26 protein-coding genes, 1 riboswitch and 1 other annotated feature are annotated in these 25,525 nt (G+C 30.5%); of the genes, 1 reads left to right on the top strand and 25 read right to left on the bottom strand.

Annotated features, from left to right (window positions below; translation table 11 throughout):
• Positions 1-33 precede the first annotated feature (33 nt).
• The 8 genes from MPAN_RS01510 to pyrR all read right to left on the bottom strand — a co-directional run bounded on the left by MPAN_RS01510 (position 34) and on the right by pyrR (position 8,526).
• Positions 34-1,863, bottom strand: a complete 1,830-nt coding sequence (locus MPAN_RS01510; RefSeq protein ID WP_176239691.1) for a DUF2779 domain-containing protein — start codon at positions 1,861-1,863, stop codon at positions 34-36.
• Positions 1,864-1,932: 69 nt separating this feature from the next.
• Positions 1,933-3,459: an LptM family lipoprotein gene (locus MPAN_RS01505; protein WP_176239692.1), complete on the bottom strand. Its 1,527-nt coding sequence runs from the start codon at positions 3,457-3,459 to the stop codon at positions 1,933-1,935.
• Entirely contained in the window at positions 3,456-4,799 is a 1,344-nt protein-coding gene (gene gltX, locus MPAN_RS01500; protein WP_176239693.1) for a glutamate--tRNA ligase, read from the bottom strand. Before gltX ends, MPAN_RS01505 begins: the two co-directional genes overlap by 4 nt.
• 67 nt (positions 4,800-4,866) lie before the next feature.
• Positions 4,867-5,394, bottom strand: a complete 528-nt coding sequence (locus MPAN_RS01495) for a P-loop NTPase family protein (RefSeq protein ID WP_176239694.1) — start codon at positions 5,392-5,394, stop codon at positions 4,867-4,869.
• Position 5,395: 1 nt separating this feature from the next.
• Positions 5,396-6,988: an MFS transporter gene (locus tag MPAN_RS01490; RefSeq protein ID WP_176239695.1), complete on the bottom strand. Its 1,593-nt coding sequence runs from the start codon at positions 6,986-6,988 to the stop codon at positions 5,396-5,398.
• Positions 6,989-7,064: 76 nt separating this feature from the next.
• The gene (gene rpsI / locus MPAN_RS01485; RefSeq protein WP_176239696.1) at positions 7,065-7,463 is read right to left on the bottom strand and encodes a 30S ribosomal protein S9; all 399 of its coding nucleotides are present in this window, start codon (positions 7,461-7,463) and stop codon (positions 7,065-7,067) included.
• Positions 7,464-7,466: 3 nt separating this feature from the next.
• Positions 7,467-7,895, bottom strand: a complete 429-nt coding sequence (gene rplM, locus MPAN_RS01480) for a 50S ribosomal protein L13 (RefSeq protein ID WP_176239697.1) — start codon at positions 7,893-7,895, stop codon at positions 7,467-7,469.
• A 133-nt stretch (positions 7,896-8,028) separates the two neighbouring features.
• The gene (gene pyrR / locus MPAN_RS01475) at positions 8,029-8,526 is read right to left on the bottom strand and encodes a bifunctional pyr operon transcriptional regulator/uracil phosphoribosyltransferase PyrR (protein WP_176239698.1); all 498 of its coding nucleotides are present in this window, start codon (positions 8,524-8,526) and stop codon (positions 8,029-8,031) included.
• Between the two features lie 208 nt (positions 8,527-8,734).
• Here pyrR and MPAN_RS01470 point away from each other — a divergent pair, with 208 nt between their 5' ends.
• A complete protein-coding gene (locus tag MPAN_RS01470) occupies positions 8,735-10,030 on the top strand; it encodes a uracil-xanthine permease family protein (RefSeq protein ID WP_176239699.1) in 1,296 nt (431 codons plus the stop codon).
• A gap of 29 nt (positions 10,031-10,059) precedes the next feature.
• Here MPAN_RS01470 and MPAN_RS01465 read toward each other — a convergent pair whose 3' ends face one another.
• The 17 genes from MPAN_RS01465 to MPAN_RS01385 all read right to left on the bottom strand — a co-directional run bounded on the left by MPAN_RS01465 (position 10,060) and on the right by MPAN_RS01385 (position 25,488).
• Complete coding sequence (locus MPAN_RS01465) at positions 10,060-11,388, bottom strand: APC family permease (RefSeq protein ID WP_176239700.1); 1,329 nt, start codon at positions 11,386-11,388, stop codon at positions 10,060-10,062.
• A 140-nt stretch (positions 11,389-11,528) separates the two neighbouring features.
• On the bottom strand, positions 11,529-12,947 hold the full coding sequence (locus tag MPAN_RS01460) for an NCS2 family permease (RefSeq protein ID WP_231756796.1): 1,419 nt from the start codon (positions 12,945-12,947) through the stop codon (positions 11,529-11,531).
• 91 nt (positions 12,948-13,038) lie between these two features.
• A riboswitch (purine riboswitch) is annotated at positions 13,039-13,140 on the bottom strand.
• Between the two features lie 53 nt (positions 13,141-13,193).
• Positions 13,194-14,174, bottom strand: a complete 981-nt coding sequence (locus MPAN_RS01455) for a fructose-specific PTS transporter subunit EIIC (protein ID WP_176239701.1) — start codon at positions 14,172-14,174, stop codon at positions 13,194-13,196.
• 11 nt (positions 14,175-14,185) lie between these two features.
• Positions 14,186-14,491: a PTS fructose transporter subunit IIB gene (locus MPAN_RS01450; protein WP_176239702.1), complete on the bottom strand. Its 306-nt coding sequence runs from the start codon at positions 14,489-14,491 to the stop codon at positions 14,186-14,188.
• A complete protein-coding gene (locus MPAN_RS01445; RefSeq protein WP_176239703.1) occupies positions 14,484-14,954 on the bottom strand; it encodes a PTS sugar transporter subunit IIA in 471 nt (156 codons plus the stop codon). Before MPAN_RS01445 ends, MPAN_RS01450 begins: the two co-directional genes overlap by 8 nt.
• Before the next feature lie 100 nt (positions 14,955-15,054).
• The gene (locus MPAN_RS01440; protein ID WP_176239704.1) at positions 15,055-16,014 is read right to left on the bottom strand and encodes a YitT family protein; all 960 of its coding nucleotides are present in this window, start codon (positions 16,012-16,014) and stop codon (positions 15,055-15,057) included.
• Positions 16,007-17,593, bottom strand: a complete 1,587-nt coding sequence (metG, locus tag MPAN_RS01435; protein ID WP_267910375.1) for a methionine--tRNA ligase — start codon at positions 17,591-17,593, stop codon at positions 16,007-16,009. Before metG ends, MPAN_RS01440 begins: the two co-directional genes overlap by 8 nt.
• A 23-nt stretch (positions 17,594-17,616) precedes the next feature.
• Positions 17,617-17,818 (bottom strand) — a binding site (T-box leader).
• 40 nt (positions 17,819-17,858) lie between these two features.
• Positions 17,859-18,698 (bottom strand): 16S rRNA (cytidine(1402)-2'-O)-methyltransferase, encoded by an 840-nt coding sequence (gene rsmI / locus MPAN_RS01430; protein WP_176239706.1) that lies wholly within the window; start codon positions 18,696-18,698, stop codon positions 17,859-17,861.
• On the bottom strand, positions 18,695-19,105 hold the full coding sequence (locus MPAN_RS01425) for a hypothetical protein (protein ID WP_176239707.1): 411 nt from the start codon (positions 19,103-19,105) through the stop codon (positions 18,695-18,697). Before MPAN_RS01425 ends, rsmI begins: the two co-directional genes overlap by 4 nt.
• Positions 19,095-19,808: a tRNA1(Val) (adenine(37)-N6)-methyltransferase gene (locus tag MPAN_RS01420; RefSeq protein ID WP_176239708.1), complete on the bottom strand. Its 714-nt coding sequence runs from the start codon at positions 19,806-19,808 to the stop codon at positions 19,095-19,097. Before MPAN_RS01420 ends, MPAN_RS01425 begins: the two co-directional genes overlap by 11 nt.
• Positions 19,805-20,605: a PSP1 domain-containing protein gene (locus tag MPAN_RS01415; RefSeq protein ID WP_176239709.1), complete on the bottom strand. Its 801-nt coding sequence runs from the start codon at positions 20,603-20,605 to the stop codon at positions 19,805-19,807. The genes MPAN_RS01420 and MPAN_RS01415 overlap by 4 nt, the downstream gene beginning before the upstream one ends.
• 4 nt (positions 20,606-20,609) lie before the next feature.
• Entirely contained in the window at positions 20,610-21,554 is a 945-nt protein-coding gene (locus MPAN_RS01410; protein WP_176239710.1) for an AAA family ATPase, read from the bottom strand.
• Entirely contained in the window at positions 21,551-22,153 is a 603-nt protein-coding gene (gene tmk / locus MPAN_RS01405) for a dTMP kinase (protein ID WP_176239711.1), read from the bottom strand. Before tmk ends, MPAN_RS01410 begins: the two co-directional genes overlap by 4 nt.
• A gap of 13 nt (positions 22,154-22,166) precedes the next feature.
• Positions 22,167-22,886: a tRNA pseudouridine(38-40) synthase TruA gene (gene truA, locus MPAN_RS01400; protein ID WP_176239712.1), complete on the bottom strand. Its 720-nt coding sequence runs from the start codon at positions 22,884-22,886 to the stop codon at positions 22,167-22,169.
• A gap of 1 nt (position 22,887) precedes the next feature.
• Complete coding sequence (locus MPAN_RS01395; RefSeq protein ID WP_176239713.1) at positions 22,888-23,868, bottom strand: energy-coupling factor transporter transmembrane component T family protein; 981 nt, start codon at positions 23,866-23,868, stop codon at positions 22,888-22,890.
• Positions 23,861-24,709 carry an energy-coupling factor transporter ATPase gene (locus MPAN_RS01390; protein WP_176239714.1) on the bottom strand — a complete coding sequence of 283 codons (849 nt, stop codon included), beginning with the start codon at positions 24,707-24,709 and terminating at the stop codon, positions 23,861-23,863. Before MPAN_RS01390 ends, MPAN_RS01395 begins: the two co-directional genes overlap by 8 nt.
• Entirely contained in the window at positions 24,685-25,488 is an 804-nt protein-coding gene (locus tag MPAN_RS01385) for an energy-coupling factor transporter ATPase (RefSeq protein WP_176239715.1), read from the bottom strand. The genes MPAN_RS01390 and MPAN_RS01385 overlap by 25 nt, the downstream gene beginning before the upstream one ends.
• Positions 25,489-25,525 lie beyond the last annotated feature (37 nt).

Genomic DNA, 25,525 nt, shown 5'->3' with positions numbered 1-25,525 from the left:
GAATAAACCACCCTTTAATAAGGGCGGTTTTTATCAATTGACTTGCTTTCTTAAAGCATCAAGTATTTCTACCATTGCCCATGTGTCTTGTTTACAATATTCTAATAAATCTTGATAGGTTTGTTCAAACTCTTTTTTCTCCATAAATGGGAAATTAGCATATGCGACAAGCGCATCAGTTCCATTTCCAATAGGCATACCATCATATTTTAAATGACTAAATACAGGTAATACTTTTTTAATAGAAAATGAACCATTTAAATCATTATGGTAATAACAAAATCCATCAGCTTGTTGGTCATCAAATCCTAAACTCTTAAAAAATTTCTTGTTACCTTTAACAAAATCCATTAAATCAACTAATCGATCCACCATATCTAATAGTCTTTCTTGATGCTCTGGAAAGAATTTTGCCATCTCTTTTAATCTGGTTTGTTCAAATGATTGATTGTAAACCATAATTGATCCACCATCATCTTTAATAATATCAATCATAGTCTCAACTAATTCTCTTCTTAAATCATCATGTGTTTTAGCAATAAACCCATAATTGTCATGATCTTTATGACAAACACCAGGGCTGTGTTCTATATGAATTGAATATTGGAATAAAGATTGTGTATAAGGTGTTTCTCCTTTAAATCTAGGAAGAGGACAAGGGAAAGTTTCAAAATCAAGATGATAAATCGGATATTTTAAAGATTCTATAGCAGCTTTGATTTTATGGTTTTCCATAAAAGCTATTTTCGAATCCATAACTTGTCTTTGTACTTTATTTTTTTCTCTATTTAACCAATTATATGGAACATCAAACGCGGTTAAATATCCTTGATTGATTAAATCAAATCTGTCATGCTTTTCACCAAGCTCATCTTTAAATCCATGATGCCCATCAATATATGTGAATATTGAGTTTTTAGCTGGAATATTTTTATAACAAATCGGATAAAATATACACTCTCTAGAATCTTTTCTTTGACAATGAGGACCTAAATCTACAGGATTGGCATTCATTTCATCTAATCTATCCATGACAATCTTTTGATCTTTTTCTATAATAGACATCATACTTTTTGTAAATTCAGTGACATCAATAAAAGTAATTAAATCATCACTATAAATCGGCTTATTTTGGTCATCTACTAAACCTTGATGTACATATTTACTATTTAAAACACCTAAATAATATTTTACATTTTTATCAGTTTTCAACGTGTGTTCTAAAACATATCTTTGATAGGCGATATCGTAGAAATATCTACCTTCTTTTGATAATCTATTTCTTAGTTTTTTTAATTTTTTATGATAATCTTCATTAACTTCTAGACCTAAATCTTCTCTTAACATTAATATAGATTCTGGACTGTATTCAAAAACACTTAGTCTTTGATCATCTAATTTAAATGTCATATCTAAAAACTTCTTTGATGTAGTTGATTTTACTTCAAAAATACGAATCGTATCTTTATCTTCTTGATAACCATCTAGAAAGCAATAAAATCTATAGCCCTCTAATTCGTACTCAAATCTTTTTTGATCAAATGTATCAAGTGCATAAATGGTATCGCCTTTAAATTTACGCTCTATAATACGACCACTAATCATTTCGATTTCATTATAATATTTAAGCATAGTTTCCATTTGCGGATTTGTTTTAACTAAAATATCTTCATTATGCTCATCAATCATAGACTCGAGTAAAACACTTATTTTAGCTTCGTTCTCTTTGCTCATTAAGTCACTTAAATCATCTTGCTCAGAAAAAGAAACAACTGCCTTGTTCTTTTCTCTATGGATTTCATCTAATGCAGGATATCTATCGCATCTTATATAATTAATAAATCTTGTTTTTGAAATTAACATGGACTTACCCTCCAGTCTCTATTATAACATGATGATAAAAAAAATACGGCACCGAAATGCCGTAAATTATTAATCAGTTAAACTATCTAAAATCCATTGACTTGTGAAATAAGCTTCTAAGTCATCTATCTTATTAATACCAACTTCAGGAACTTGAGTCACACCGTTAATAGAAAGATTCTCTGTTCCATTAACACCTTTATCACTAGCAACTCCAAAACGATTGAACCCAAATATTTGTGATGCGTCTAGTAAAACATCATCAGAAATTGTAAGTACTATTTCTCCTCCATCAAGTCTTGCGATTTGATTAGAAGGTTTGTTTGATTCATAAAATCCAATAAGTCCACCAATTCTAAATTGTTTTCTAACATCTGCTTCATTTTCATTTTTTTCATGGTCCACATAAATCGATCCACTAAAATATGCATTTGAAATGCTATCATTTGCTTTACCAATTAATCCACCAACAAATAAAGTATAAATACCTCTATCTGTATCAGGAAGTGTATTATAATCTAGAGAAACGTTGATATCACCTGTATAAATAACATCTGAGATATTAGCACCAGTAACATGTTGTGCTACAATACCACCTATCATTGTAGATGAATCATCATCTCTTATGTTTGTTCCTGCGATACTAAAATCAATGTTTGCATCACTGATAACTTCACTGATGTCAGCATCTGCACCTATTAAAGCAACTGAACCACCAATTTTCATTGTTCCAAATGAAGTCGATGTAACGCTAATATTTGTATTCGTTATTTCAACACCACTCATTGTACCTTTGAATTCTCCAGCAACAGCCCCAATATAAGCTTGAATTGTTGAAGATGTTGAGAAAGCAATTGTTGAATCTTTAATGACAATATTTTCAAATTCAGCTGTTTGACTTGTCACATAACCTGCAACAATACCTACTCTTGTAGAAGTCGTTGTTGTTAATGGTTCTGCTAGTGTGCCAATTGTTACATTTTCAAATGTTGTATCTTTAATAATTCCTGATGAAACATATCCAAATACACCAGTATACATTGAAATTCTTTCAAAATTGATATTTTTCAATGCAAATCCATTACCATCAAATACACCACCAAATGCAAGACTTGATGTATTAAATACTGATATATATTCTACATCTGTAAAATCAATGTCTTGACCTAATTCGAAATTCCCATTTCTATTATCAATCATTGCATTAAATTCTTCAACTGTATTTATAACAATTACTTCTGAAGTTAACGTTTTGAATTCATACACACCTATTTCTAATGCATCTCTATCTACAGTTGCAATAACTTTTACAGTAAAGTCAGTTTCTGTTTCAAGACCATAAAAATAAATATCTAATAAATCATCTTCTGTTTCTATTGTTTTTTGATTTCTAATGTTTCCATCAGTATTATAAAGATAAACAACAGTTGATCCAGTGATTTCATTATCTAAATCAGTGATTTCTACATTAAATGAAATACTTGTTTGATCAACAACTACATCAATAAATTCTGCGGTTGCTGTAGTTTTGCTGCCGCAAGCTGCTAATACTAATAAAACTGCAATTGCTATAAATAAAACTTTTATTTTTTTCATGATTCACCTCTAAGTTTATCGATTGTATGTGCTAATCTCTTCATAACTTTTTCTTTTCCTAATAAAGCTAGAGACGCTGGAAGACTAGGACCATGCATATCTCCTGTAGTTGCTATTCTTAGTCCCATAAATAATTCTTTGCCTTTAGTTTCAGTATCGAAACCAGATTGTTTGATTGCATCTTCAATTGATTCAACTTGAAAATCAGATACATTTAAATGATTATGAAATGATTCTAGTAAAGATAAACTATTATTTTCTTTCAAGAATTGGAATGTTTCATCAGAAAGCTTAAATTCATGTTGGAAAAATGCATGATACAATTCAGCTATTTCTCCAATATAGTTCATGCGATCTTGAAAAACTGTAACCAATAGTTCTAACCATTTTTGAGATTTAATTTCAATGTTTGCTTCTTCTAAGAAGATTTTAGATTTTTCAGCTAATGCTTCAATAGTCAACTTTTTAATATATTTACTATTTATAAATGCTAATTTGTCTTTATCAAACATAGCAGGTGCTTTTGATAATCTTTTGGGATCAAATTGTTTAATAATGTTTTCCTTACTCAAGATTTCTTTGTTGCCTTGTGGAGACCATCCCAATAGAGAAATAAAATTAAACATTGCTTCTGGAAGATATCCTATCTTTTCATACTCAGAAATAAATTGAATAACATTTTTATCTCTTTTTGATAGTTTTTTCTTTTCTTCATTGACGATAATAGTCATATGTCCAAAAAGTGGTGCTTGCCAATTAAATGCTTCATATATCATTAATTGTTTAGGTGTATTTGTTATGTGTTCTTCACCACGTAAAACGTGTGTGATTTCCATAAAATGATCGTCAATAACAACCGCAAAGTTATATGTCGGAATTCCATTATCTTTCATGATAATCCAATCTTCAACATCCTTGCTCTCAAATTTTAAAGTCCCGCGCACAATGTCATCAAATGCATAAGTCACATCACTTGGAACTTTAAAACGAATTGCATATGTTTCACTATCTTCTCTAAAATCCTTATATGCTAATCCTTTTTCTAGTAATTCATTAGCATATTTTGTATATAAATCAAGGCGTTCTAATTGGCGATAAGGGCCAAAATCTCCACCTTTATCAGGTGACTCATTCCACTCTAAACCTAACCAATTAAGATAGTTTAATTGAGATGCTTCTCCACCTTCAACATTTCTTAAAACATCAGTATCTTCTATTCTTACAATAAAATCGCCGCCAAAATGACGTGCGTATAGATAATTAAATAATGCACTTCTTGCGTTTCCGATATGAAGAAGTCCTGTTGGACTAGGTGCATATCTTACTCTAACTTTTTTCATTTTATCCCATCCTTTATGCAGTAATATTATACGATATATCTAGGTAATTAACAATGTTTATATGAATTTATTCATATTTTAAAGATCCGTCATAGCCGATGGATAATAAATACTTGTTAACTTGTCTTCTATTTTTAAATACAACTACCTTATTTTTATACTTTTCTTTATAGAGTTTCATAAGTGCTTTAGAATCGTTTTTACGACCACTAAATAAGATCCACCATATAAAACTAAAATTAAGTCTTTCTATGCATCCATCTGCAATCGAATCACGACTTTTTTTATGATATTTAATACGTCTTAATATCGCACCATAAAGACATTTAAAGCGATTAAAATCAAAGAGAAATAACTGATCGCACATCTCATATCTAGATGTTGCTAATTTGCGGTATTGACCATCAATAATCCATTCATCTTTTGTCATGAATTCTTTGATTTCAACTTCAACTTTTTTCTGATCTCTTTCGACCCAATCTGGTCCAAAAAAGATGGTATCAATATGAAGTACTTCTATATGATAATGTTTTGAAAGTCTCTTAGAAAATGTTGATTTTCCTGAACTTGAATAACCTACAACTTGTATTTTCATATCACACCTTCTTCTTAAAGAATTTCTTAAAATCTATTTTTTGTGTATTACCATGTTTAACTAATGACATTGTAATAAGTGCAAGAACCATAAATACTGTTGCATATGGAAACAATATGATTCTACCATATGTATCCATTAACCATCCCGATAACATCGGTGTAAATATTTGTGCACCCATGGATGCAGCATAATAGTATCCAGTATATGTACCAACATTTTTACCCTTAGAAAGTTCAACAACCATTGGATATATATTGACACCTGTTAGTGTCCACCCAAAGCCTGCAACTAAAATAATAGAAGCTGTAAGAATAATTTGATTTTGTTCAATGAATACGATGGCTCCCATCGAAATAATTAATAAGCATATACCGATAAGCATAGACTTTTTTCTGCCAATCTTTAAACTTAATAAACCTAATGGAAGAATAGTTGCAATCACTATACCTTGAGCAATAATAAAAGGTAATTGATAAAACTCCATATTTAGCACTTTAGGTAGATAATCGGCAATTTTACTCATCACTGCATTATATCCAAAAAAGAGTAGGAAAACAGTTGCTAATAACAAATATAAAGAGATTCTTTTTTCTCTATTAAAAGATTTTTCAGGGTTTTCGTATGGATCACTTTCTTTGATATCATATGCTTTTTCTTTTGCTTCTTTTTCTTTTACTAATAACGGTTCTTTTACTTTCCATAAGAAGATACCTAAAGTAATTAACATAATAGTCCCTATGATAATATACACACTAGCGTGACTATGATAAGCATGTCTATTTAAACCACTAAATAAGATAACAAAAACAGAGAACACTCCACCTATGGCACCTAAAAAAGTTACAATTGCATTAGCTTTTGTTCTGTTAGGCTTGATAGTCACATCTGGCATTAAAGCAATTGCGGGTGTTCTATAAATAGCCATAGAAACTAAAGCGACAAATAAAATCGCTAAAAATGTATAAAAGACTTCTGGATCATTTTCTGTAAGTTCCCAAGCTCTTAAGGATAAGTATTTATAATATAAATCTCTTACTTTTGTTTGATCACCTACTGATAATTCTTGATCACCAGCGTCTAAAATCGTTGATATAGGTAGATAAATTGTAGATCGCCACTCACCATATTCGCTAGCACTAATTAATCCTGAAGTATATGTGTTATCTCTTTCGGTTTTCATGATATCTATAACCATGTACCAATGAGATTTCAAAGTAATATCAGCGTTATCATCAAATGCAACATCATAATGTTCTTCAATAATATCTGTAGATTTAATTTTTTCAGTTTGTCTATAATCAGCAAACGATAACATCATAAATGCTAGTGCAGCAACAACCGTGCCGATAATGATATAAGGGGTTCTTCTTCCAAGTCTATGTGTAGATTTATCAGATAAAGCACCAAAAAGAGGAAGTAAAATAACTGCCATAATATTATCAAATGCCATGACGATTCCAGATTCTAATTGGTTTAATCCAAATTTATCTATTAGCGTTTTTGCGATTAACATGTCGTAAGCTTGCCAAAACATTGAAATACTAAAAAATATCAAGCCTACATAAAAAGTTGTTTTGTAATTCAGCTTCATGTGTACCCTCAACTTCTACATATATATAAATTATAACATGATACAAAAGAAAAGGACCCATAGGGTCCTAATAAAATTAACGTTTTGAGAATTGTGAAGCTTTTCTTGCTTTTTTCAAACCGTACTTTTTACGTTCTTTACTACGTGAATCCCTTGTGATCATACCAGCTGGTTTTAAGATTTTTCTTAAATCAGGGTTGATTTCAAGTAATGCGCGTGTGATGCCTAGACGGATTGCTCCAGCTTGACCAGTAAGTCCACCACCGTTAACATTAACGCTAATATCATACTTGCCTTCTGATTCAGTTAGAACAAGTGGTTGTGTAACGTCTAAACGTGTTGCAGCTGAAGGAATATATTCTTCAAATGGACGATCGTTAATTAAAAACTCACCTTTACCATTTGATAAAATTACTCTAGCTACTGAACTCTTACGACGTCCTGTACCAAAATATTGTACTTTAGTGTTTGCCATGTGTTAAACCTCCAATTTTTCTGGTTGTTGTGCAGAATGTTTGTGTTCTGGACCAGCATATACAAAAAGTTTTCTCGCCATTGAAGCGCCTAACTTTGTATGTGGTAACATACCAACAATTGCTTTTTCAACCATACGTGTTGGGAATTTCGCCATAACGTCTTTAGCACTTGTAGACGTAAGACCTCCATTATAGCCTGAGTGACTATAATACATCTTTTTGTCCCATTTCTTACCAGTTAATTTAATTTTCTCTGCGTTTAAAACGATCACATAGTCACCTGAATCTACATGAGGAGTGTAGGTTGGTTTATGTTTTCCTTTTAAAACTGATGCTACTTCAGTCGCTAAGCGTCCTAAAGTTTTGTTTTCTGCGTCGACTACAAACCATTTGCGTGTAATCGTACTTTCATTCGCCATGAATGTTTTCATTGTAATTCTCCTTATATTCTTATTTCTTTTAAAAAAATAAGGGCATTAGTGGATATAAATTTAAAACGTACCTTTGTTATATTACTATATAAATCAAAAATTGTCAACAGTTTCATGCTTTATTATCTTTTATTTATTCATCAATGGTTACAAGTTGCTTTTCTAAATCTACAATGACCTTTTCTTTGCTTGAAGTTGGGATGTTTTTACCTATGAAATCAGCTCTAATAGGTAGTTCTCGATGACCTCTATCAATTAAGATTGCTAGTTCTATTTTTTCTGGTCTTCCGTGATTGTTAATCGCGTCCATAGCCGCTCTAACTGTTCTTCCAGTAAATAAAACATCATCAACAATGATGACAGTTTTTTTATCTAAATTAAATCCTTGATTGACTTTATTGATGTGCGTATCTAAATCATCTCGATAGGCTTTGATATCTATAGGATAAGTATCGACTGTGATTCCAGCAAAATCTTTTAAATTCTTTTGTAATATTTTTGCTAATGGATACCCTTTTTTCAGAATGCCTAATAAAACAATAGATTCCAAATTTGAATTCTTTTCTATAATTTCGTGTGTCATTCTTTTTATCGTTCTTGATATTTGTTCCTGATTCATAATTTCTTTCATATTATCACCTACGTACTCATTATAACTTTTTTTTGCAAAAAATCTATTGTATTCAAAAAATATTATGATATACTTGATTTAGTAAAGGTCCTTTAAGTTATGCCCGTGAGCATAATAAGGTAACATTTTTTTTATGCAAAATACCCTTAAAGGATGCCACTGGTGTCCTTTTTTTTGAGGCCTTACAATAAAATAAGGAGCGTAATTCATGGAAAAAAATGGTTTAGTTGTAGGAATTAATGAAAAGCCAACCCCAGTTGGCCGTTGGATTATTTTAAGTTTACAGCATGTTTTTGCAATGTTTGGAGCAACAGTTCTAGTTCCAATGTTAACTGGCTTAGATGTTGGTGTAGCGCTTGTAGCAAGCGGCTTGGGTACGTTGATTTATATCTTGTGTACTAAAGGTAAGGTTCCTGTCTATTTAGGAAGTAGTTTTGCATACATCACAACGATCTCTGCAGCGATTGCTTCTACAGGTGGAGTTTCTAGTGCATATGTTGGTTTAATGGTTGTTGGTATCGTTTATGCGGTTATTGCAACTATTATTTATTTTGCAGGCAGCAATTGGCTTAGAAAACTACTTCCACCAATCGTAATCGGTCCAATGATTATTATCATCGGATTAACACTTGCACCTGTTGCTGTTAAAAATTTTGGTTTGTTAGGTATGCAACCTCTATATGATAATGGATTGTATATAGATCTATATGGTGCAGGCTGGAAAGTTCCATTAATAGCTTTTGTAACATTCGCAACTGTTGTTATATTATCAATTAAAGCAAAAGGCTTTTTAAAGATTGTTCCATTTGTGATTGCTATCTTTGTAGGTTACATAGCTTCTATTTTTCTTGGTGCTGTTGATTTAAAAGCAGCTTTTACTGGAGTCTCTTTCTTTCAACTTCCAAATTTTCAAATTCTTGGAACATATAAACTGAATTTTTCTCAAATATTAGTTTTTGCTCCTTTAGCCTTGGTAACAATTTCTGAGCATATCGGTGATCATATCGTTTTAGGTGAAATTACCGGTAATGATTTTATTAAAGATCCTGGACTTCATCGTACGTTATTAGGTGATGGGATTGCAACTTTTGTCTCTGCTTCATTAGGTGGACCTGCAAATACAACATATGGTGAAAACACTGGAGTTATCGCGCTTACAAAAGTTGGCTCTGTTTATGTCGTAGGTTTAGCTGCTATATTTGCAGTTCTTCTAGGATTCTTTGGATACATACAAGCATTCATCATGAGTATACCTTGGGCAGTCATTGGTGGGATGACGATTATCTTATATGGCTTGATTGCAGCAAACGGTGTCAAAGTTTTAATTAAAGCTAAAACAGATTTATCTAACATGAAAAACCTAATTGTTGTATCAACCATGTTAGTTATTGGACTAGGTGGTGCATTCGTTTCATTTAATAGTCAAACAACATTAGCTGGTATGAGTTTAGCTGCTTTAGTAGGTATCATTTTAAATCAAGTTCTAACTTACTTAGAAAAATAAAAAACTATAAAAATAAAAAGGCGAATTTTTTATTCGCCTTTTTTCATTTTCTTTTCTATAACAAATGTATAAAATAAATAAGCTACTACTAAAACACCAAGCCCGATTAATGATGGAACAAGATCTTCAACCAGTGTTGCGATAAATAATCCAACCATACCTATAATCGCAATTCCTGGAACATATGGATATCCCCATACTTTATAAGGTCTTTTTAGATCAGGTTGTTTCTTTCTAAATATAAATACGGATGCAAAAATTAATGTATTAAATATTAATCCTGTAAAAACTACAAATGTTAATAATTGTTCAACATTAAACAATAATAAAACAAGTGACATCACCATTGATCCAAATATTGCAATACTTGGTGTTTGATGCTTTTTATCTATTGTTTTAAATGATTTAAAAAATGTTTGATCTAATGCCATTGCATAATAAACTCTTGGAAATACCATGACACTTCCATTTAATGCTCCAAAGACTGATATCAATACAGCACCAAAAACTAAATACATTCCCGTATTTCCAAATACACTCATCATTGCTGGTATCGGTAGAACTGCTCCACCTTCAGATAAAGCTATTAAATCGTTTAACGGGATTAATCTATAAATTGAAAATGTGAATAACACATAAATAATCGTAACCCCTGAAATAGCAATCAATATAGCTTTCGGTAGATCTTTAGATACGTTTTTCATCTCACCTGATACAGTATTTAAATTAGTCCACCCTTCATAAGCCCAAAGTGTTCCCACTACTCCAAATCCAATGGTTGTGAATAACTTAGTTACTGTCAATCCGCCCTCAGGTATAAAATTAAGCGTAACACTTTCAGTCCCTAAAAATAAACCAATAACGATAATACCTATCAATGGAATCAATTTAGCAACAAGAAAGATCTTTTGAACTAACGATCCAAACTTAACGCCTAAATAATTGATTAAAGATAATATAATAATCACACCAGCAGCAATCCATTTTACATAATTAGTCACTGGCAAGATATACGATAAAATATCACTAAACACAAGTGCTAGTAAAGCAATCGATCCACTACTAGCTAAAACAAAGTTCATAGTCCCACTCAAAAACGCAGTCTTTTTACCATAAGCTTTTTTTAAATAAACATAATATCCACCAGTCTCAGGAAACATCGTTCCAAGTTCTGCATAAGTTAGACCAGAAAATAATGTAATGATCCCTCCGATAAGCCAAACTAAAAGCGATAATCCAAGTGCATAACCAACTCTTGTTAAAATTAAACTTCCAAACACAAATATTCCAGAACCAATCATAATACCAGCAATAATTGCGATACCACTAAATAGTCCAATTTCTTTTTTTAATTGCATATAATAAGACCTCCTATATTAAAGAACATATTAAAGATATCATGGTTATATATTGAACTTCAAATTATATGCAATATATGATTAAATAAAAAAAGGATCTTTTAATAAAAAGATCCTTTTTAGATTAATTTTTTTATGTTTTATGCAATGAATTTAACTACAAAATAAAATATAAATAATATAGCTAATACATACATAACTGGATTTACTTCTTTAGCCTTCTTTTGAGCAACTTTTACAATTGGGAAGAATATAAATCCAACTGCGATACCTGTTGCGATTGAATAAGAAAGAATCATGATGATTACAGTAAAGAATCCTGTAATAACGATTGCTTTATCATCCCAGTCGATATCTTTTAATTGTGAAAACATTAATGTTCCTACCATAATTAAAGCCATTGCAGTTACAGGTGAATATACAATCGCATCACCAAATGCATTCGTATCTACAACTACGCCATTAAATATTGATAGTATTGGGTATAAGAATATTGAAAGAATAAATAATACAGCAACAACTACACTAGTAAGACCTGTACGTCCACCTTGTTCAATACCTGTAGAAGATTCAATATAACTAGTTACATTAGATGTTCCTAACATTGCGCCAGCAATAGTACCAATTGAATCAGCGATCAATGCATTGTCTCCACCTTCAATAATACCTTCATCGTTAATTAAACCTGCTTGATTACCAACAGCCATCAATGTACCTGCTGTATCAAAGAAATCTACAAACAATAATGAGAAAATAACAACAATTGCATTCCAACTAGAAAATAATTCTGAAAAACCACCAAATGCAGCTCCAACAGTTTCTCTAGCACCGCTCCATACACCAGTCATACCTGATGGATCATAGACAGGCATGAAAGCTACACCTAATGCATTTAAAACCAATCCGACAACTGCAGTTGCAACTATCGATGTAATAAGCGCAAACTTGAATTTTAAGGCATATAATACAACAACTAGTAATAATCCAAATAGTGCTAGTAATACAGCAGGATGCGCTAGATTACCTAAAGTTACGAACGTATTTGCATCTCCAACAATAATACCAGCATTTTTAAGTCCAATAAATGCAATAAAAAATCCGATACCAGCTCCAACTGATAACTTTAATCCTTGAGGAATTGCATTAATGACTATTTTTCTCAATCCAGTTAAAGAAATAATTAGGAACAATATACCAGAAACTAAAACTGCAGCTAATGCAGCTTCTGGGCTATAGCCTAATCCAAAATTAACTAAAGTATAAGTGAAAAATGCATTTAATCCCATACCAGGTGCTAATGCAACAGGTAGATTAGCAAGTAGGCCCATAATAAGTGTTGCGATTGCTGCAGATAGAGCTGTTGCTAAAAATACACCACCAACAGGTAAGCCTGTCGCTGCTAGCATAAAACTGTTAACAGGTAAGATATAAGCCATTGCTAAGAATATCGTTACACCTGCTAGAAGTTCTTTTACAACTGATGATCCTCTTTCTTCAATCTTGAAGAATATCTTAGTGCGATTCATACATGATGCGTAAAACTTTTTGACTCTTTCCATTCTCTTTCTCCTTTTTTTATTTTATATTCAATATGTATTTTTTCAAACAAAAAAACCACAAAAATGTGGTTTCTACATATGAAAACAATAAAAAAAGATGTTTTCATATCGTAGTCGTGAATTTTACGGCTTCACGGTAGAAACTTGACCACCACATTTAGTCGATTATACGATATATTGAATACTTGTTCAGTATAGCAAAGATTTATTTATATGTAAAGATGATATTTAAATAAAAATATTTTTTTACATTTGAACTTCATTTTTTTTTAATATAAGTCCTAAAATTAATCCAAAAATGAGTGTTGCTAAAACCAAGATAATTAAAAACATAAATGCGTTATTCATGAATATAACAGATAAGATACCACCATGTGCGATTAATGATGAAACATCAAAGAATGCAGATGCTATACCCGCTGTCATACTTGCTAGAATAAATATATATTTTATTTTTTTATCTTTTTTTATAAATGGTATCGCTCCTTCTGTTATAAAAGAAAGTCCTAATAACCAATTTCTTTTTGCTAAGATATGTTCTTTCTCACTATATTTATTTTTAAATATTAAAGCAGAACTTGCAATCACTAAAGGTGGCATCATTCCTGCAATCATAACTGCTGGCATGACAAATGATTCATTACCACTTAGTATGGTTAATATGCCGATGATATAAGCAATTTTATTAATAGGTCCTCCTAAATCAATTGCCATCATTAAACTAAGTATCCCTACTAATATAATAATGAATATTTTATCTAGGTTTGAATAAATATCTCTAACAAAAAATTCAACTGGGAAAATCGTTATTTCAAATCCTTGAATTACAAAAAACATAATAGCTGTTCCTAATATTGGATAAATAAATACAGGATTCAAGCTCTTGATACCATATGGCATTTTCTTAAATAGAAAATTAAATAACAAAATTAAATATCCTGATGAAAAACCAATAAGTGTTGCACTTAAAAACCCTCCACCTTTTACAGTAACGATTGCTCCGGCTAAAAGTCCCAAAACAAATGCAGGTCGATCACCTATTGCAAAAGCAATAAAGCTCGCTAAAATTGGATAAATTAAAAAGAATGCTATAGACCCAAAGTCAAATAGTGAAGGATTATCTATTTGAATATTTAAAGTCAAAAACACTCCACCAACAACTGCTAGTGGAATGATATAAGTAAAACCATTCATAAAATTTTTGTAAATATTAACTATTTTTTTCACGATGTATACCTTTACTCTAGGTTTTCTAATCTCTTAATTATTTCTTTTGGATGATTAATTGCTTGTCCTGTTGATACTTCTATTACTTTTTTACCTTCAAATCTATTCTTATCTATATGGATATCAGCAGCAATAATAACCCCTATTGCTTCTTTGATATCATCACTTTTTAATTTATTTTCTACTCCAATTGCACCATGTGTTTCAATCAACATTTTATATCCTAAAGACTTTCCTGCAACTTTTAACATCTCAGCAGCAATATATGTGTGTGCTATTCCTGTTGGACATGCAGTTACACATACAATCTTAGGCATATTGGTCTTCTTTATCAATATCTTTTAAAACTTCTAAAACTTCTTTAGTTGTTTTTGCTTCTTCTAAGCTTAGTCTAAAACTTTCATGTATTAAATTTCTTGATAATTTAGCTAAAGCTTTTAAATGGAGATTTCCACCATTTTCTGGCATGCAAATTAAGAAAAATAGATGTGCGTATTCTCCATCCATAGAATCATAATCTATTCCATCTATTGATTTACCAAAAACAATCGCTGGTTCAGTTATATATTTACTTTTGGCATGAGGAATAGCGATTTTAAATCCAATACCTGTAGATGATAAAGATTCTCTTATTCTAATATCGTTAACTAATAAATCCAAATTTGTAACGATACCTGCATCATCTAATTTTTTTGCTAATTCTTCAATAACTGCTGTTTTAGATTTAGCTTTTAAATCAAGATTCATATAAGAATCTTTAATCATGTTTAATATATCCATTTTTAAGGGTCCTTTCATACATAATGACTTCAATTTTTATTATACCAACTAAATACATATTTGTTAACTATTTGATAAAAAAAGACCTAAAAAGGTCTTTTTAAGCGATTGTTTTTCTAGCAAAATTACCAAAGACATGTTTTGTAGGTCTGGTAACCATAAAAGCATGTGGATCTGTTTTTTTCACTAATGCAATTAAAGCATGTAGTTCATAAGATGAAATCACAACATAAATTAAAGTTTTTTCGTGATGTGAATATGCCCCTTCAACCTTCATTAATGTAACACCTCGATATACTTTATGCAATATCTCATCAACAAGTGCTTGAGGATCTTGTGTAATTATATCTACAGATAAAAACTGATATGCAGTATGCATTCTATCCGTTAAGATTGTGGAAACGATGACACGAATTACTGTGTATGAAATAATAACACCACCAGTGATAACTTCTCCACCTGGACCAATTTTCCCACCTACAATAAATCCACCTAAAATCGCAATGAATAAATTCATAGCCATAGATAATGTACCCACAGACTTACCTTTTTTAAACGATAAGTATTGAGCAATGATATCTAGACCACCAGTTGAAGTCCCATATCTTAGTGCCCCACCTGCACCTATACCGATTAAGAGACCACCTAATACAGCTGAGGTAAATGCGTGTTCTACTGAACCTAATCCCATATCAATTTGTGGCATCCAACTTAAAATAAATGCTTGAATCAATATTGAAATCATAGAATAAATTGTAAATCTATGAGACACACCAAACCAACCTAATAAAAGAATTGGAATATTTGCAATAATAACAAATAAACCTAGAAAATTTGCTCCTACATCTACATTAAATATAACAAATAATGTATCTCTAACAAGTTGTCCTAGCCCTGGAATACCTCCACTATATAATGGCACAACAGAAGCTTCTAAGAACCATGCAACTCCTATCCCATAGATGAAAGTAAATAAGATGACAACACCTACTCTTTTGACCTCGGGATATATTTTATTAATATATGTTTCGCTTTTTAAAAAAGTTATTAATTTATTCATTTTCGTCAGTTAAAATCTCCTCGATTTTTTTATTCATATCAAATCTTTCAAATAAGACATAAGGTTTGTTTAAAGTTTGTGCTTTATATTGTCCAAATGTTTCTAGAGATTCGAAACTATGTTCTTTAACGCCTATTTGTTCTAAAATCTTTTCGGCTGTTTCTGGTAAAAATGGTTGTAAAAGTGTTCCTACGTATCGAATAGTTTCTAATAAATGATATAAGACGTGTGTTAAAACATCTTTTTTATCTTCATCTTTATTTAAAACCCATGGTTCTGATACATCGATATACTTATTTGCATAACGAGCAAGTTTAACAACTTCTTCAAGTGCATCACTGACTCTTAGACTATCCATGTATTTTGTCATTTCAGGTAGGGCTTCTAGTGCTTTTTCCTCAAGACTTAATTCAAATGGTTCATCTAAAATCATTTTATCTAGAACACCATTACGATATTTATGAACCATACCTATAGTTCTGTTAACTAAATTTCCGATAGTGTTTGCTAAATCTGTATTATTTCTTTCAATTAAAAGTTCATAAGTTATATTTCCATCTTGAGCATAAGGTATTTCATGCAATACATAATATCTTAGTGTATCCACACCAAAATGTTTAACTAATTTATCTGTATACATAACATTACCTGTAGATTTACTCATTTTATTCTTATTGAATAAAACCCAAGGATGTCCAAATATTTGTTTTGGTAATTCTACACCGATTGCCATTAAAATAATTGGCCAATAAATCGTGTGAAATCTTAAAATATCTTTTCCTATCAAATGAACATCAGCTGGCCAATAAGTCTTAAACTCCTCAGTTTCAGGAAGATCTGGGTTGTATCCAAGTCCAGTAATATAATTTGATAGCGCATCAATCCAAACATAAACAACATGCGCATCATCAAAATCGACTGGGATTCCCCATTTAAAAGATGTTCTTGAAACAGATAAATCAGGAAGATCTTCTTTTAGAAAGTTTTGAATCATTTCATTTCTTCTTGATTCAGGTTCAATAAACTCTGGATGTTTATCGATATGATCTAATAGTCTTTGTTGATATGTAGACATTTTGAAAAAGTATGCTTCTTCACTTGTCCAAACTGGAATATCTCCGCTTGGAGCTTTACCATCCACGATATCTTTTTCTGAAATAAAGGATTCATCACTTATTGAATACCATCCTTCATATTTACCTAAATAGATATCACCTTGATCATATAATTTCTTAAAAATTGCTTGAACTGACTTAATATGTCTTTCATCAGTGGTACGTACAAATTGATCATAACTGATGTTGACTTTGTCATATATTCTTCTAATCTCTGAAGAGATTAAATCAACATAAGCTTTAGGAGATAATTCATTATCCGCTGCTTTTGATTCTATTTTTTGTCCGTGTTCGTCAGTACCTGTTTGAAAAAACACATCATAGCCTTTTAACCGCTTAAATCTAGCAATTGAATCAGCCAAAATAGCTTCATAAACATTACCTACATGAGGTACTGCAGAACTATATGCAATTGCAGTCGTAATATAATACTTTTCTTTCATTTTAAAATCCTCCTTAAAAATATAAAAATCGCCCTTAAAAAATATCTAAGGACGAATCATCGCGGTACCACCTTAGTTCTAGGAAATCCTAGCACTCTAACCCTTTAACGCAGGAGTTACGTTTTAGTCTACATATCGACTAAAAGACTCAAAAACCATTTTCATATCTTAGTTGATTCGTTTTCACCATCCACGAACTCTCTAAAAGCAACTTAAGTATACTACTCTTTTTATCATTGTCTATTCTATACTATTATATTATAAAACTTTAAAAATGCAAGAAAAATTATTGGTTTATTTTATATGCCTTGTAAACTTCACTTTTTGTGATGTGTCTAACTTTAGCTACTGCCTTCATTGCGTCTTTTTCTTCATGGCCTTCTTCAATATATTGCTTAACATGATCAACGATAGAAATTGACAAATCAACAGGATCATCGCTTCCTTCAACGATTAAAACATATTCTCCTCTGATATCATGTTCGATTGTAATAGCTTTTTTTAATGTTGTTCTCGTAATGGTTTCAAACATTTTAGTAAGTTCTCTAGCTAGCGTAATTTTACGATCTCCAAAAACTTCATATAAAGTTTCAACAGTTTTTTTAACTCTCAAAGGTGACTCGTAAATAACGATTGTTTCTTTTCTATTTAGATATGTTTCTAAAACAGTTTTTTGTTCGCCTTTTTTTCTTGGAAGAAATCCAATAAATGTAAAAGGTTGTATCAAAAGACCTGATGATATAATTGCAGCAATCGCTGCGCTTGCTCCAGGGATAGAAACAACATAATAATCATGTTCTATTACATCTAAAATAAGTTCATAACCAGGATCATTAATTCCTGGTGTTCCAGCATCACTAATTAAAGCGATATCTTTCCCGCTTTTTAAAATATCTATTGCATTTTTTTGTTTAGCCTCTTTATTGAAATCATGGAAGCTCATTAATGGCTTGTGTATATCATAATAATTTAGAAGTTTAGAAGACGTTCTAGTATCTTCGCATAAAATCACATCCACTTCATTTAAAATCTCAACCGCACGATAACTCATATCTTTTAGATTACCAATGGGTGTCGAAACTACATAAAGTGTAGGCTTTTTATCTTTAAAGCTCTTTTGGATCAATTTGAAACAACTCTTTTCGCACGTTCTCTTAAATCCCGTTCGTTATATACTAAACGCATAAGTTGTTTCTTCTTAAAATCTGAAATTGAAAATTCTAGACGCATTTCTTCTAAAAATATATGCTCGGTCGTATTATAAAAATCATCCATCATTGTAACTTTTAATAAACTTAAGTAAACGATGTTTTTTACTGATTGGCTAGCTTCTCTAAAATAATTAACGGTTTCTTCTAAGTTTTCACTTAAAGTAAATGTGTATTCTTTGATGATGCTGTCACCAACTTCTGCTAACATAATGTTTAATAATCTTTGCTCAATTTCTGTAGGTTCGCCATCAACAGCAACCATGTGCATGACTAAATCCAAAAATTTAAGTTTTTCTTTTCTTGTCAATAAACTAAGTAACATTTAAATGTCCTCCTAATAATTTTGCAGCCTGGTCCGTCATTTGATGTTTTTCTTGATATATAATCAATGATGGTTCAAATATCATTTGATCTTTACCATATTTACTACATTCAATTAATACATGATTTGCTTTTTTATCTAAATATGAATGTACTAATTGAAGTCTTTTAATAGTTAAATGATTTTGATCACATAATCTTATGATTTCGATTAAGCGATCAGGTCGATGAATCATAAAAAATTTACCACTATATTTTAACTGCTCACTAACCTTTATGATTAATGATTCTAAATCAAGTGAAATTTCATGTCTTGCCATTGTAATGGAATCATCTTGATTAAGATTTGAAGATTTATCAACTTTAAAAAATGGTGGATTACAAACAATAACATCAATATCCTTAAAATTAGTATTTAAATAGTCTTCTAAAATAATATCTATTTGAGATTCTAATTTGTTTAATTTTACATTAGTCAAAGCTTGTTGATATCTACTTTCTTGTATTTCAATACCAGTAATCTTAGCTTTAGTTTTTTCACTTAAATATAAAGCTAAACTACCATTTCCAGTACCTATATCAAGTACAGATTTAATTTTATAGTTTAGTTTAACAAAATGTGCTAGCAACACAGTATCTAAATTAAATGAGTGTCCTCTTGTTTGCTCAATCCATAGATTTGAGTTGATTAATTGTCTTTTCAAGCTTTTATTCTTTTAATCATATCAAGCGTAACCCATTCAGAAAAATCTTCTTGTTGATGTTTAACTTTGACTTTTTGTCCTAGTATATTTACATCAATGACTAAGACTTGTTCACCTTCTATTTCCACGATTTCATGAAAATCTGGTAAGTTCTTTTTAAGTTCAGTATAAGCTTCATCTTCATATTTAATACAGCATAATAATTTTCCACAAACACCTGAAATCTTTTGTGGATTTAATGCAAGATTTTGATTTTTCGCCATTTTAATTGAAACCGTATCAAATTCTCCAATAAACATTGTACAACATAAGATTAGACCACATGGACCAATGCCACCAATCATCTTTGCTGCATCTCTTGGACCAATTTGACGTAGTTCTATACGTGTATGATAGATTTCACTTAAGTCTCTGACAAGACCTCTAAAATCGACTCTACTATCTGCTTCAAAATAGATTAACAATCTTTTTCGATCTAATGTATATTCTGCGCCAAGTATTTTCATTTCAAGCTCATTTTTTATAGAAAGTTTTTTGGCAGTTTCAACAACACCTTTTTCAAGTGTTTGATTATATTCTTCTTCTTTCATATCTTCATCTTGAGCTAATCTAATGATTGGTTTTAATTCACTTGTAAGTTCAGACTCTTCTATTTCTTTTAAAAGATAAACTCTACCTATTTCAATCCCTCTTGAGGTTTCAACAACTACAAGATCATCTTGATTAATTTCTAAATTATGATATGAAAAGAAATATTTCTTTCCAGCTTCTTTGAATTGTACTAAAGCAACGTCCATGATGCTACCTCTTTTTCTCTAATATATAACTCAGTTCATCTAAAGCTAGCTCTGTGTTTATATAGTAAGTTTGTTTTTTAATGGTTTCTTGAATGGCTTCTATAAGTTCATTTATTTCATTGACCTTCATTTGGTCACTTTGAATTTGAATAAACTCTTTAAGATATGCATAAATTATTGGTTGATTGGCTCTATAATGAATTAAGTCTACATGATAAAGCAATAATAATTCTAAAAAGTTTTTAAATATTTCTCTATCTTGTAAAACAATACCTGCTAGTTTAGAAAAAAATATAGGATAAGAGATATTTCTATTTCCCCAATTTTTTGCGATTTGTTCAATAAAGTCTAACATGCCTATAAAATTAGGGTCTTTTGATAGTTCTACTGCTTGGTCGATATCTTTAGTCAAATAAGGAGCAAGTGTAGCTGCATTTTCTAAAACGCCTAGTTGCATTAACTCAGTTTTTAATGCATCTTCATTAATCTCAGTTAAATGAATAACTTGACTTCTAGATATAATCGTTGGAATCATGTTGTCTATATTATCAGTCAACAAAAATCCATAAACTTCTTTACTAATAGGATCTTCCATAAACTTAAGCAATGAGTTTGCTGCACTTTGATTCATTTTTTCAACATGTGTAATGACATATATTCTAGGTCCTTTAACCAATGCTGTTTTTGAGAATTCAGTTTGCAAGTTTATAATTTGTTCTTTTTTTAAAGTTAACCCTTCAGGCTCAATGACCATCATATTGGACATGGTTCTTTGCTTGATTTGGATTTTCATATGATTGTTTTCAGGCTTGTTTTGATTTAGAATCATATAACTTACAAGATCAACAAGTTGTTCCTTACCACTACCTTTAGGTCCACTAATTAAATAAAGATGTGACAATCTATTCTTTTTTATGGTTTGTTCAAAAAAATGCAAAGCTCTTTTCATATCTTTTCCTTTATGGTTTTCACAATAAGATTTGTAATGTTCTCTATAGAATCATTTCCATCTATTTTTATAATTCTATTTGGATACATACTTAATAATTCAAGATAGCCTAATCTCACTTTATCATGAAAAATTTTAGATTCTTGGTCAAGTCGATCATATTTTGAGCGTCCTTTGATTCTTTTTATACCAATATTTGGATCTAGATCAATATAAAAAGTTAAGTCAGGCATATGTTGTGTGGCATATTTATTAATACTTAATACAAAATCAAATCCTAAATTTCTTGCATATCCTTGATAAGCTAGGGAACTGTCTATGTAGCGATCACATAAAACAATATCACCTTTTTTTAGATGAGGTAAAATTACTTCATCTAAATGTTGTGCTCTTGAAGCAGCCAAAAGTAGCGCTTCAGTATATGGTGTTACACCTTCATACTTAGGATTCAAGATAATATCTCGGATTGCTTCAGCAATCATGCTTCCACCCGGTTCTCTTGTTGTTTTAATATTATATGTTGATTTTAAGTTGTCAAAGACATTTTGAATTAGGGTAGTTTTACCTGTACCTTCTCCACCTTCGAATGTGATAAACATGATTTTCTCCTTTTTAATAATATATCTTTTGTAAATAAAGACCTCTAGATTCAGCAGTTTTTCCCGCTAATTTTCTGTTTTGAGTTTCTAAAATAGTTTTTATAATATCAGGGTCCTTACGATGTTGTCCGATTTCTATTAATGTACCCATCATTGAACGAACCATGTATTTTAAAAAGCTATTACCGTGATATGTAAATATATAATGTCTTTTAGTTTCTTTTAAATCAATTGAATGAATAGTTTTTATAGTTGGTTTACCTTTTACCAATTGACAAAACCCTCTAAAATCATGAGTTCCAATGAAATAAGGAATAGCTTGTTTAATGAGATTGATATCGAGTCCTTTTACATAAACTTCGTAATTTGAATTAAAAACTGTACTTGGATTTTTTGCAATAACATATCGATATTTTTTTGATTTCGAATCATGTCTTGCATGAAAATCATCTTTAACTCGTTTGATTGATTCAACACGAATGTCTAAAGGCAATCGATCGTTAATTCTCATCCAATTTTCAATTGTCAAATCTAAGTCACTATCAAAATGAAATGTTTGACCTTTTGCATGTACACCTTTATCAGTTCTACCTGCTGCATGAATTTTAATAACACTTTGGGTCATCAATCTAAATGATTTTTCTATAACATCTTGAATACCTATTGCGTTTATTTGTTTTTGAAATCCATGATATCTTGTTCCATCATAGCTTAAAACTGCAAAATATCTCATACTACATCACTCTCGTATAAATGATAGCAGCTAAAATCAAAATAGTCATAACTAATGTGAAAATATCTTTAAATGAAACAATATATTCATCAACTCTAGTTCTCTTTTGACCAATTACATATCCTCTAACTTCCATCGCGTTTCCTAAATCTTCAGAACGCTTAAATGAAATTACAAATACTGGAATTAAAAGAGAAATGATTTGACTGATTTTTTCCTTAAATGTTGATTCTTTAAAATCAACACCTCTTGAAGCTTGTGCTTTCATAATTTTTTCAGTTTCAATTAAAAGTGTTGGTATATATCGTAAAGTTAGTGAAAGCATCATTGCAATCATATCTACTGGTACTTTTATAATCTTTAAAGGTTTCAATAAAGATTCAATACCATAATTTAGATCTGTTGTCATTGTTGTAAATGTTAAAAGTGAAGTCAGAATAATGACATTTGTAATTCTTAAAAAGATAAAACCTGCTCTTAAGAGTCCTTGATCATAAACTTCAAATGTATAAGATGTTAATGATATGTAAGGCAATACAGCTTGTATGAAAAATACCATGAAAACCGCAAAGAAGAAATAAAGGATTCTAAATTTAATATATTTCTTTGTGAAATTATAAAATAAGATAAATAGAATAATACCTATTATACTGGATATTGAAATATACATTTCTATTGGATCAAAGACTAAATTACCTGATTTAACATAAAACAATTGGATAACAAATGTAAATGTTAAAAGAAATACAATAGGTTTTAATCCGTTTAAGACTTTTCTCATTGGAATTCTTGTAGATATAGTTAATGCAATAATAATAATTAAAATAGCTATCATAGATACCAAAGGAATGATATCTGCAGAGACTGGAATTAAAAATGTTGCAACCAACATTAAAACTAAACTAAATAATTTAATTCTTGGATCTAATTTATGTAGCCAAGAGTCACCTGGAATATACTGACCAATCGTAATATTATTCATAACCTACCTCCTTCAAATACTGAAGTAGACTATCAAAATCATATTTTGGTTGATAAGGTAAGTTGATTTCTTTTTCAAGATGTTTAAGTATTCTTAAAGGTGTTGGAAGATCTAAATGAAAAGATTCAAAATTAGGATGTTCAAAAAGGTCTTCTTTTTTGCCATCAAATACAATTTCTCCTTCTTCCAAAACAATAACTCGTTTTGCATATTCAGAAACAACATCCATATCATGAGAAATTAGTACAATGGATTTATGTTCAACTTCATGAAGTTCTTTAAAGATTTTCATTAAATCTTTTCTACCTCTAGGATCAAGCCCACGTGTAGGTTCATCTAAAACTAATATTTTAGGTTCCATTGCCAAAATACCTGCAATCGCAACTCTTCTCATTTGTCCACCACTTATTCTAAATGGAGATTGTTCATATAACTCTTCAGTTATACCTACAATAGTTGCAGCTTTTTTAGCTTTTTCTAATGCTTCTTGCTCTGTTGATTTGAAATTTTTCGGACCAAACATAATATCTTTTAAAATAGTTTCTTCAAATAATTGATATTCAGGAAATTGAAAAACTAGACCAACCTTTTGTCTCAAATGATTAATCTTCTCGTTTTTTTGTGGAGGCAGTATTTGTCCTAAGACATTAAGTGTTCCACTTGTTGGTAATAATAATGCATTCATATGTTGGACTAAAGTAGATTTCCCACTTCCTGTATGTCCAATAATAGCGACAAACTCATCTTTTTCATCAAGTGTCAAATTGATATGATTGAGTGCATCATAATTTACTTTTATGCCTTTATATTTATATCCTACGTCTTTGAATTGAATGTCCATAATGCTTCCACAACCCTTTTATTCATCTTTTTGTCTTTAGAAACTTCATTATATACACTTAATTCAAAAGGTAATTCAAGATGAGATGACTTTAAAATCTCTTCTTCTTTAAATACTTCTAAAGGTGTACCTTTAAGAATCAATTCACCATTTCTTAATACAATCAATTCATCACTTTGTGTTGCAAATGATAAATCATGTGTAATTGTAATAATTGTTTTGTGATATTCTTTATTAAGTTTTCTAATGAGTTCGACTATATCTCTTGTGCCCTCTGGATCAAGCATTGAAGTAGCTTCATCTAAAATAAGGATATCTTGCTCCATAGCAAGAGCGCCAGCGATTGCTACTCGTTGTTTTTGACCACCTGATAGTTGATGAGGTTCTTTATTCAAAAAATCCTGCATGCCAACAAGATGTGCATAATAATCTATTTTTTCTATCATTTCATTATGTGGTATTCTTTGATTTTCTAATCCAAATGCAATATCGTGTTTAACTGTTACACCAACAAATTGATTATCTGGATTTTGAAAAACAATACCTATTTTTTTTCTTATACTTCCTAAGTTTTCATCTGTTAAAGCCATACCATCGATTTCTATACTACCTTTTGAAGGTGTAATTAATCCCACTAAAAGTTTTGATAACGTTGATTTACCTGAACCATTATGGCCTAAAATAGAGACCCAAGCACCTTTTTTTATGTCAAATGTAACATCTTTAAGGGCTTCGTCACGACCATTATATGAAAAACTTAGATCACTTACTTTGATCATAAATTCACCTACATTTCATTCTATAACATTATACCAT

Origin of the sequence: Mariniplasma anaerobium, assembly GCF_016865445.1 — a bacterium.
GTDB classification, from domain to species: domain Bacteria; phylum Bacillota_I; class Bacilli_A; order Acholeplasmatales; family Acholeplasmataceae; genus Mariniplasma; species Mariniplasma anaerobium.
Note: the sequence above shows the minus strand (reverse complement) of the source record. Positions and strands in the feature narration are given on the sequence as shown.

What these genes read in the sequence shown, in the direction of transcription:
- MPAN_RS01510 (WP_176239691.1), bottom strand. Translation starts at nt 1,863, where the DNA reads ATGTTAATTTCAAAAACAAGATTTATTAATTATATAAGATGCGATAGA.
- MPAN_RS01505 (WP_176239692.1), bottom strand. Translation starts at nt 3,459, where the DNA reads ATGAAAAAAATAAAAGTTTTATTTATAGCAATTGCAGTTTTATTAGTA.
- gltX (WP_176239693.1), bottom strand. Translation starts at nt 4,799, where the DNA reads ATGAAAAAAGTTAGAGTAAGATATGCACCTAGTCCAACAGGACTTCTT.
- MPAN_RS01495 (WP_176239694.1), bottom strand. Translation starts at nt 5,394, where the DNA reads ATGAAAATACAAGTTGTAGGTTATTCAAGTTCAGGAAAATCAACATTT.
- MPAN_RS01490 (WP_176239695.1), bottom strand. Translation starts at nt 6,988, where the DNA reads ATGAAGCTGAATTACAAAACAACTTTTTATGTAGGCTTGATATTTTTT.
- rpsI (WP_176239696.1), bottom strand. Translation starts at nt 7,463, where the DNA reads ATGGCAAACACTAAAGTACAATATTTTGGTACAGGACGTCGTAAGAGT.
- rplM (WP_176239697.1), bottom strand. Translation starts at nt 7,895, where the DNA reads ATGAAAACATTCATGGCGAATGAAAGTACGATTACACGCAAATGGTTT.
- pyrR (WP_176239698.1), bottom strand. Translation starts at nt 8,526, where the DNA reads ATGAAAGAAATTATGAATCAGGAACAAATATCAAGAACGATAAAAAGA.
- MPAN_RS01470 (WP_176239699.1), top strand. Translation starts at nt 8,735, where the DNA reads ATGGAAAAAAATGGTTTAGTTGTAGGAATTAATGAAAAGCCAACCCCA.
- MPAN_RS01465 (WP_176239700.1), bottom strand. Translation starts at nt 11,388, where the DNA reads ATGCAATTAAAAAAAGAAATTGGACTATTTAGTGGTATCGCAATTATT.
- MPAN_RS01460 (WP_231756796.1), bottom strand. Translation starts at nt 12,947, where the DNA reads ATGGAAAGAGTCAAAAAGTTTTACGCATCATGTATGAATCGCACTAAG.
- MPAN_RS01450 (WP_176239702.1), bottom strand. Translation starts at nt 14,491, where the DNA reads ATGCCTAAGATTGTATGTGTAACTGCATGTCCAACAGGAATAGCACAC.
- MPAN_RS01445 (WP_176239703.1), bottom strand. Translation starts at nt 14,954, where the DNA reads ATGGATATATTAAACATGATTAAAGATTCTTATATGAATCTTGATTTA.
- MPAN_RS01440 (WP_176239704.1), bottom strand. Translation starts at nt 16,014, where the DNA reads ATGAATAAATTAATAACTTTTTTAAAAAGCGAAACATATATTAATAAA.
- MPAN_RS01425 (WP_176239707.1), bottom strand. Translation starts at nt 19,105, where the DNA reads ATGTTACTTAGTTTATTGACAAGAAAAGAAAAACTTAAATTTTTGGAT.
- MPAN_RS01415 (WP_176239709.1), bottom strand. Translation starts at nt 20,605, where the DNA reads ATGGACGTTGCTTTAGTACAATTCAAAGAAGCTGGAAAGAAATATTTC.
- MPAN_RS01410 (WP_176239710.1), bottom strand. Translation starts at nt 21,554, where the DNA reads ATGAAAAGAGCTTTGCATTTTTTTGAACAAACCATAAAAAAGAATAGA.
- tmk (WP_176239711.1), bottom strand. Translation starts at nt 22,153, where the DNA reads ATGTTTATCACATTCGAAGGTGGAGAAGGTACAGGTAAAACTACCCTA.
- truA (WP_176239712.1), bottom strand. Translation starts at nt 22,886, where the DNA reads ATGAGATATTTTGCAGTTTTAAGCTATGATGGAACAAGATATCATGGA.
- MPAN_RS01395 (WP_176239713.1), bottom strand. Translation starts at nt 23,868, where the DNA reads ATGAATAATATTACGATTGGTCAGTATATTCCAGGTGACTCTTGGCTA.
- MPAN_RS01390 (WP_176239714.1), bottom strand. Translation starts at nt 24,709, where the DNA reads ATGGACATTCAATTCAAAGACGTAGGATATAAATATAAAGGCATAAAA.
- MPAN_RS01385 (WP_176239715.1), bottom strand. Translation starts at nt 25,488, where the DNA reads ATGATCAAAGTAAGTGATCTAAGTTTTTCATATAATGGTCGTGACGAA.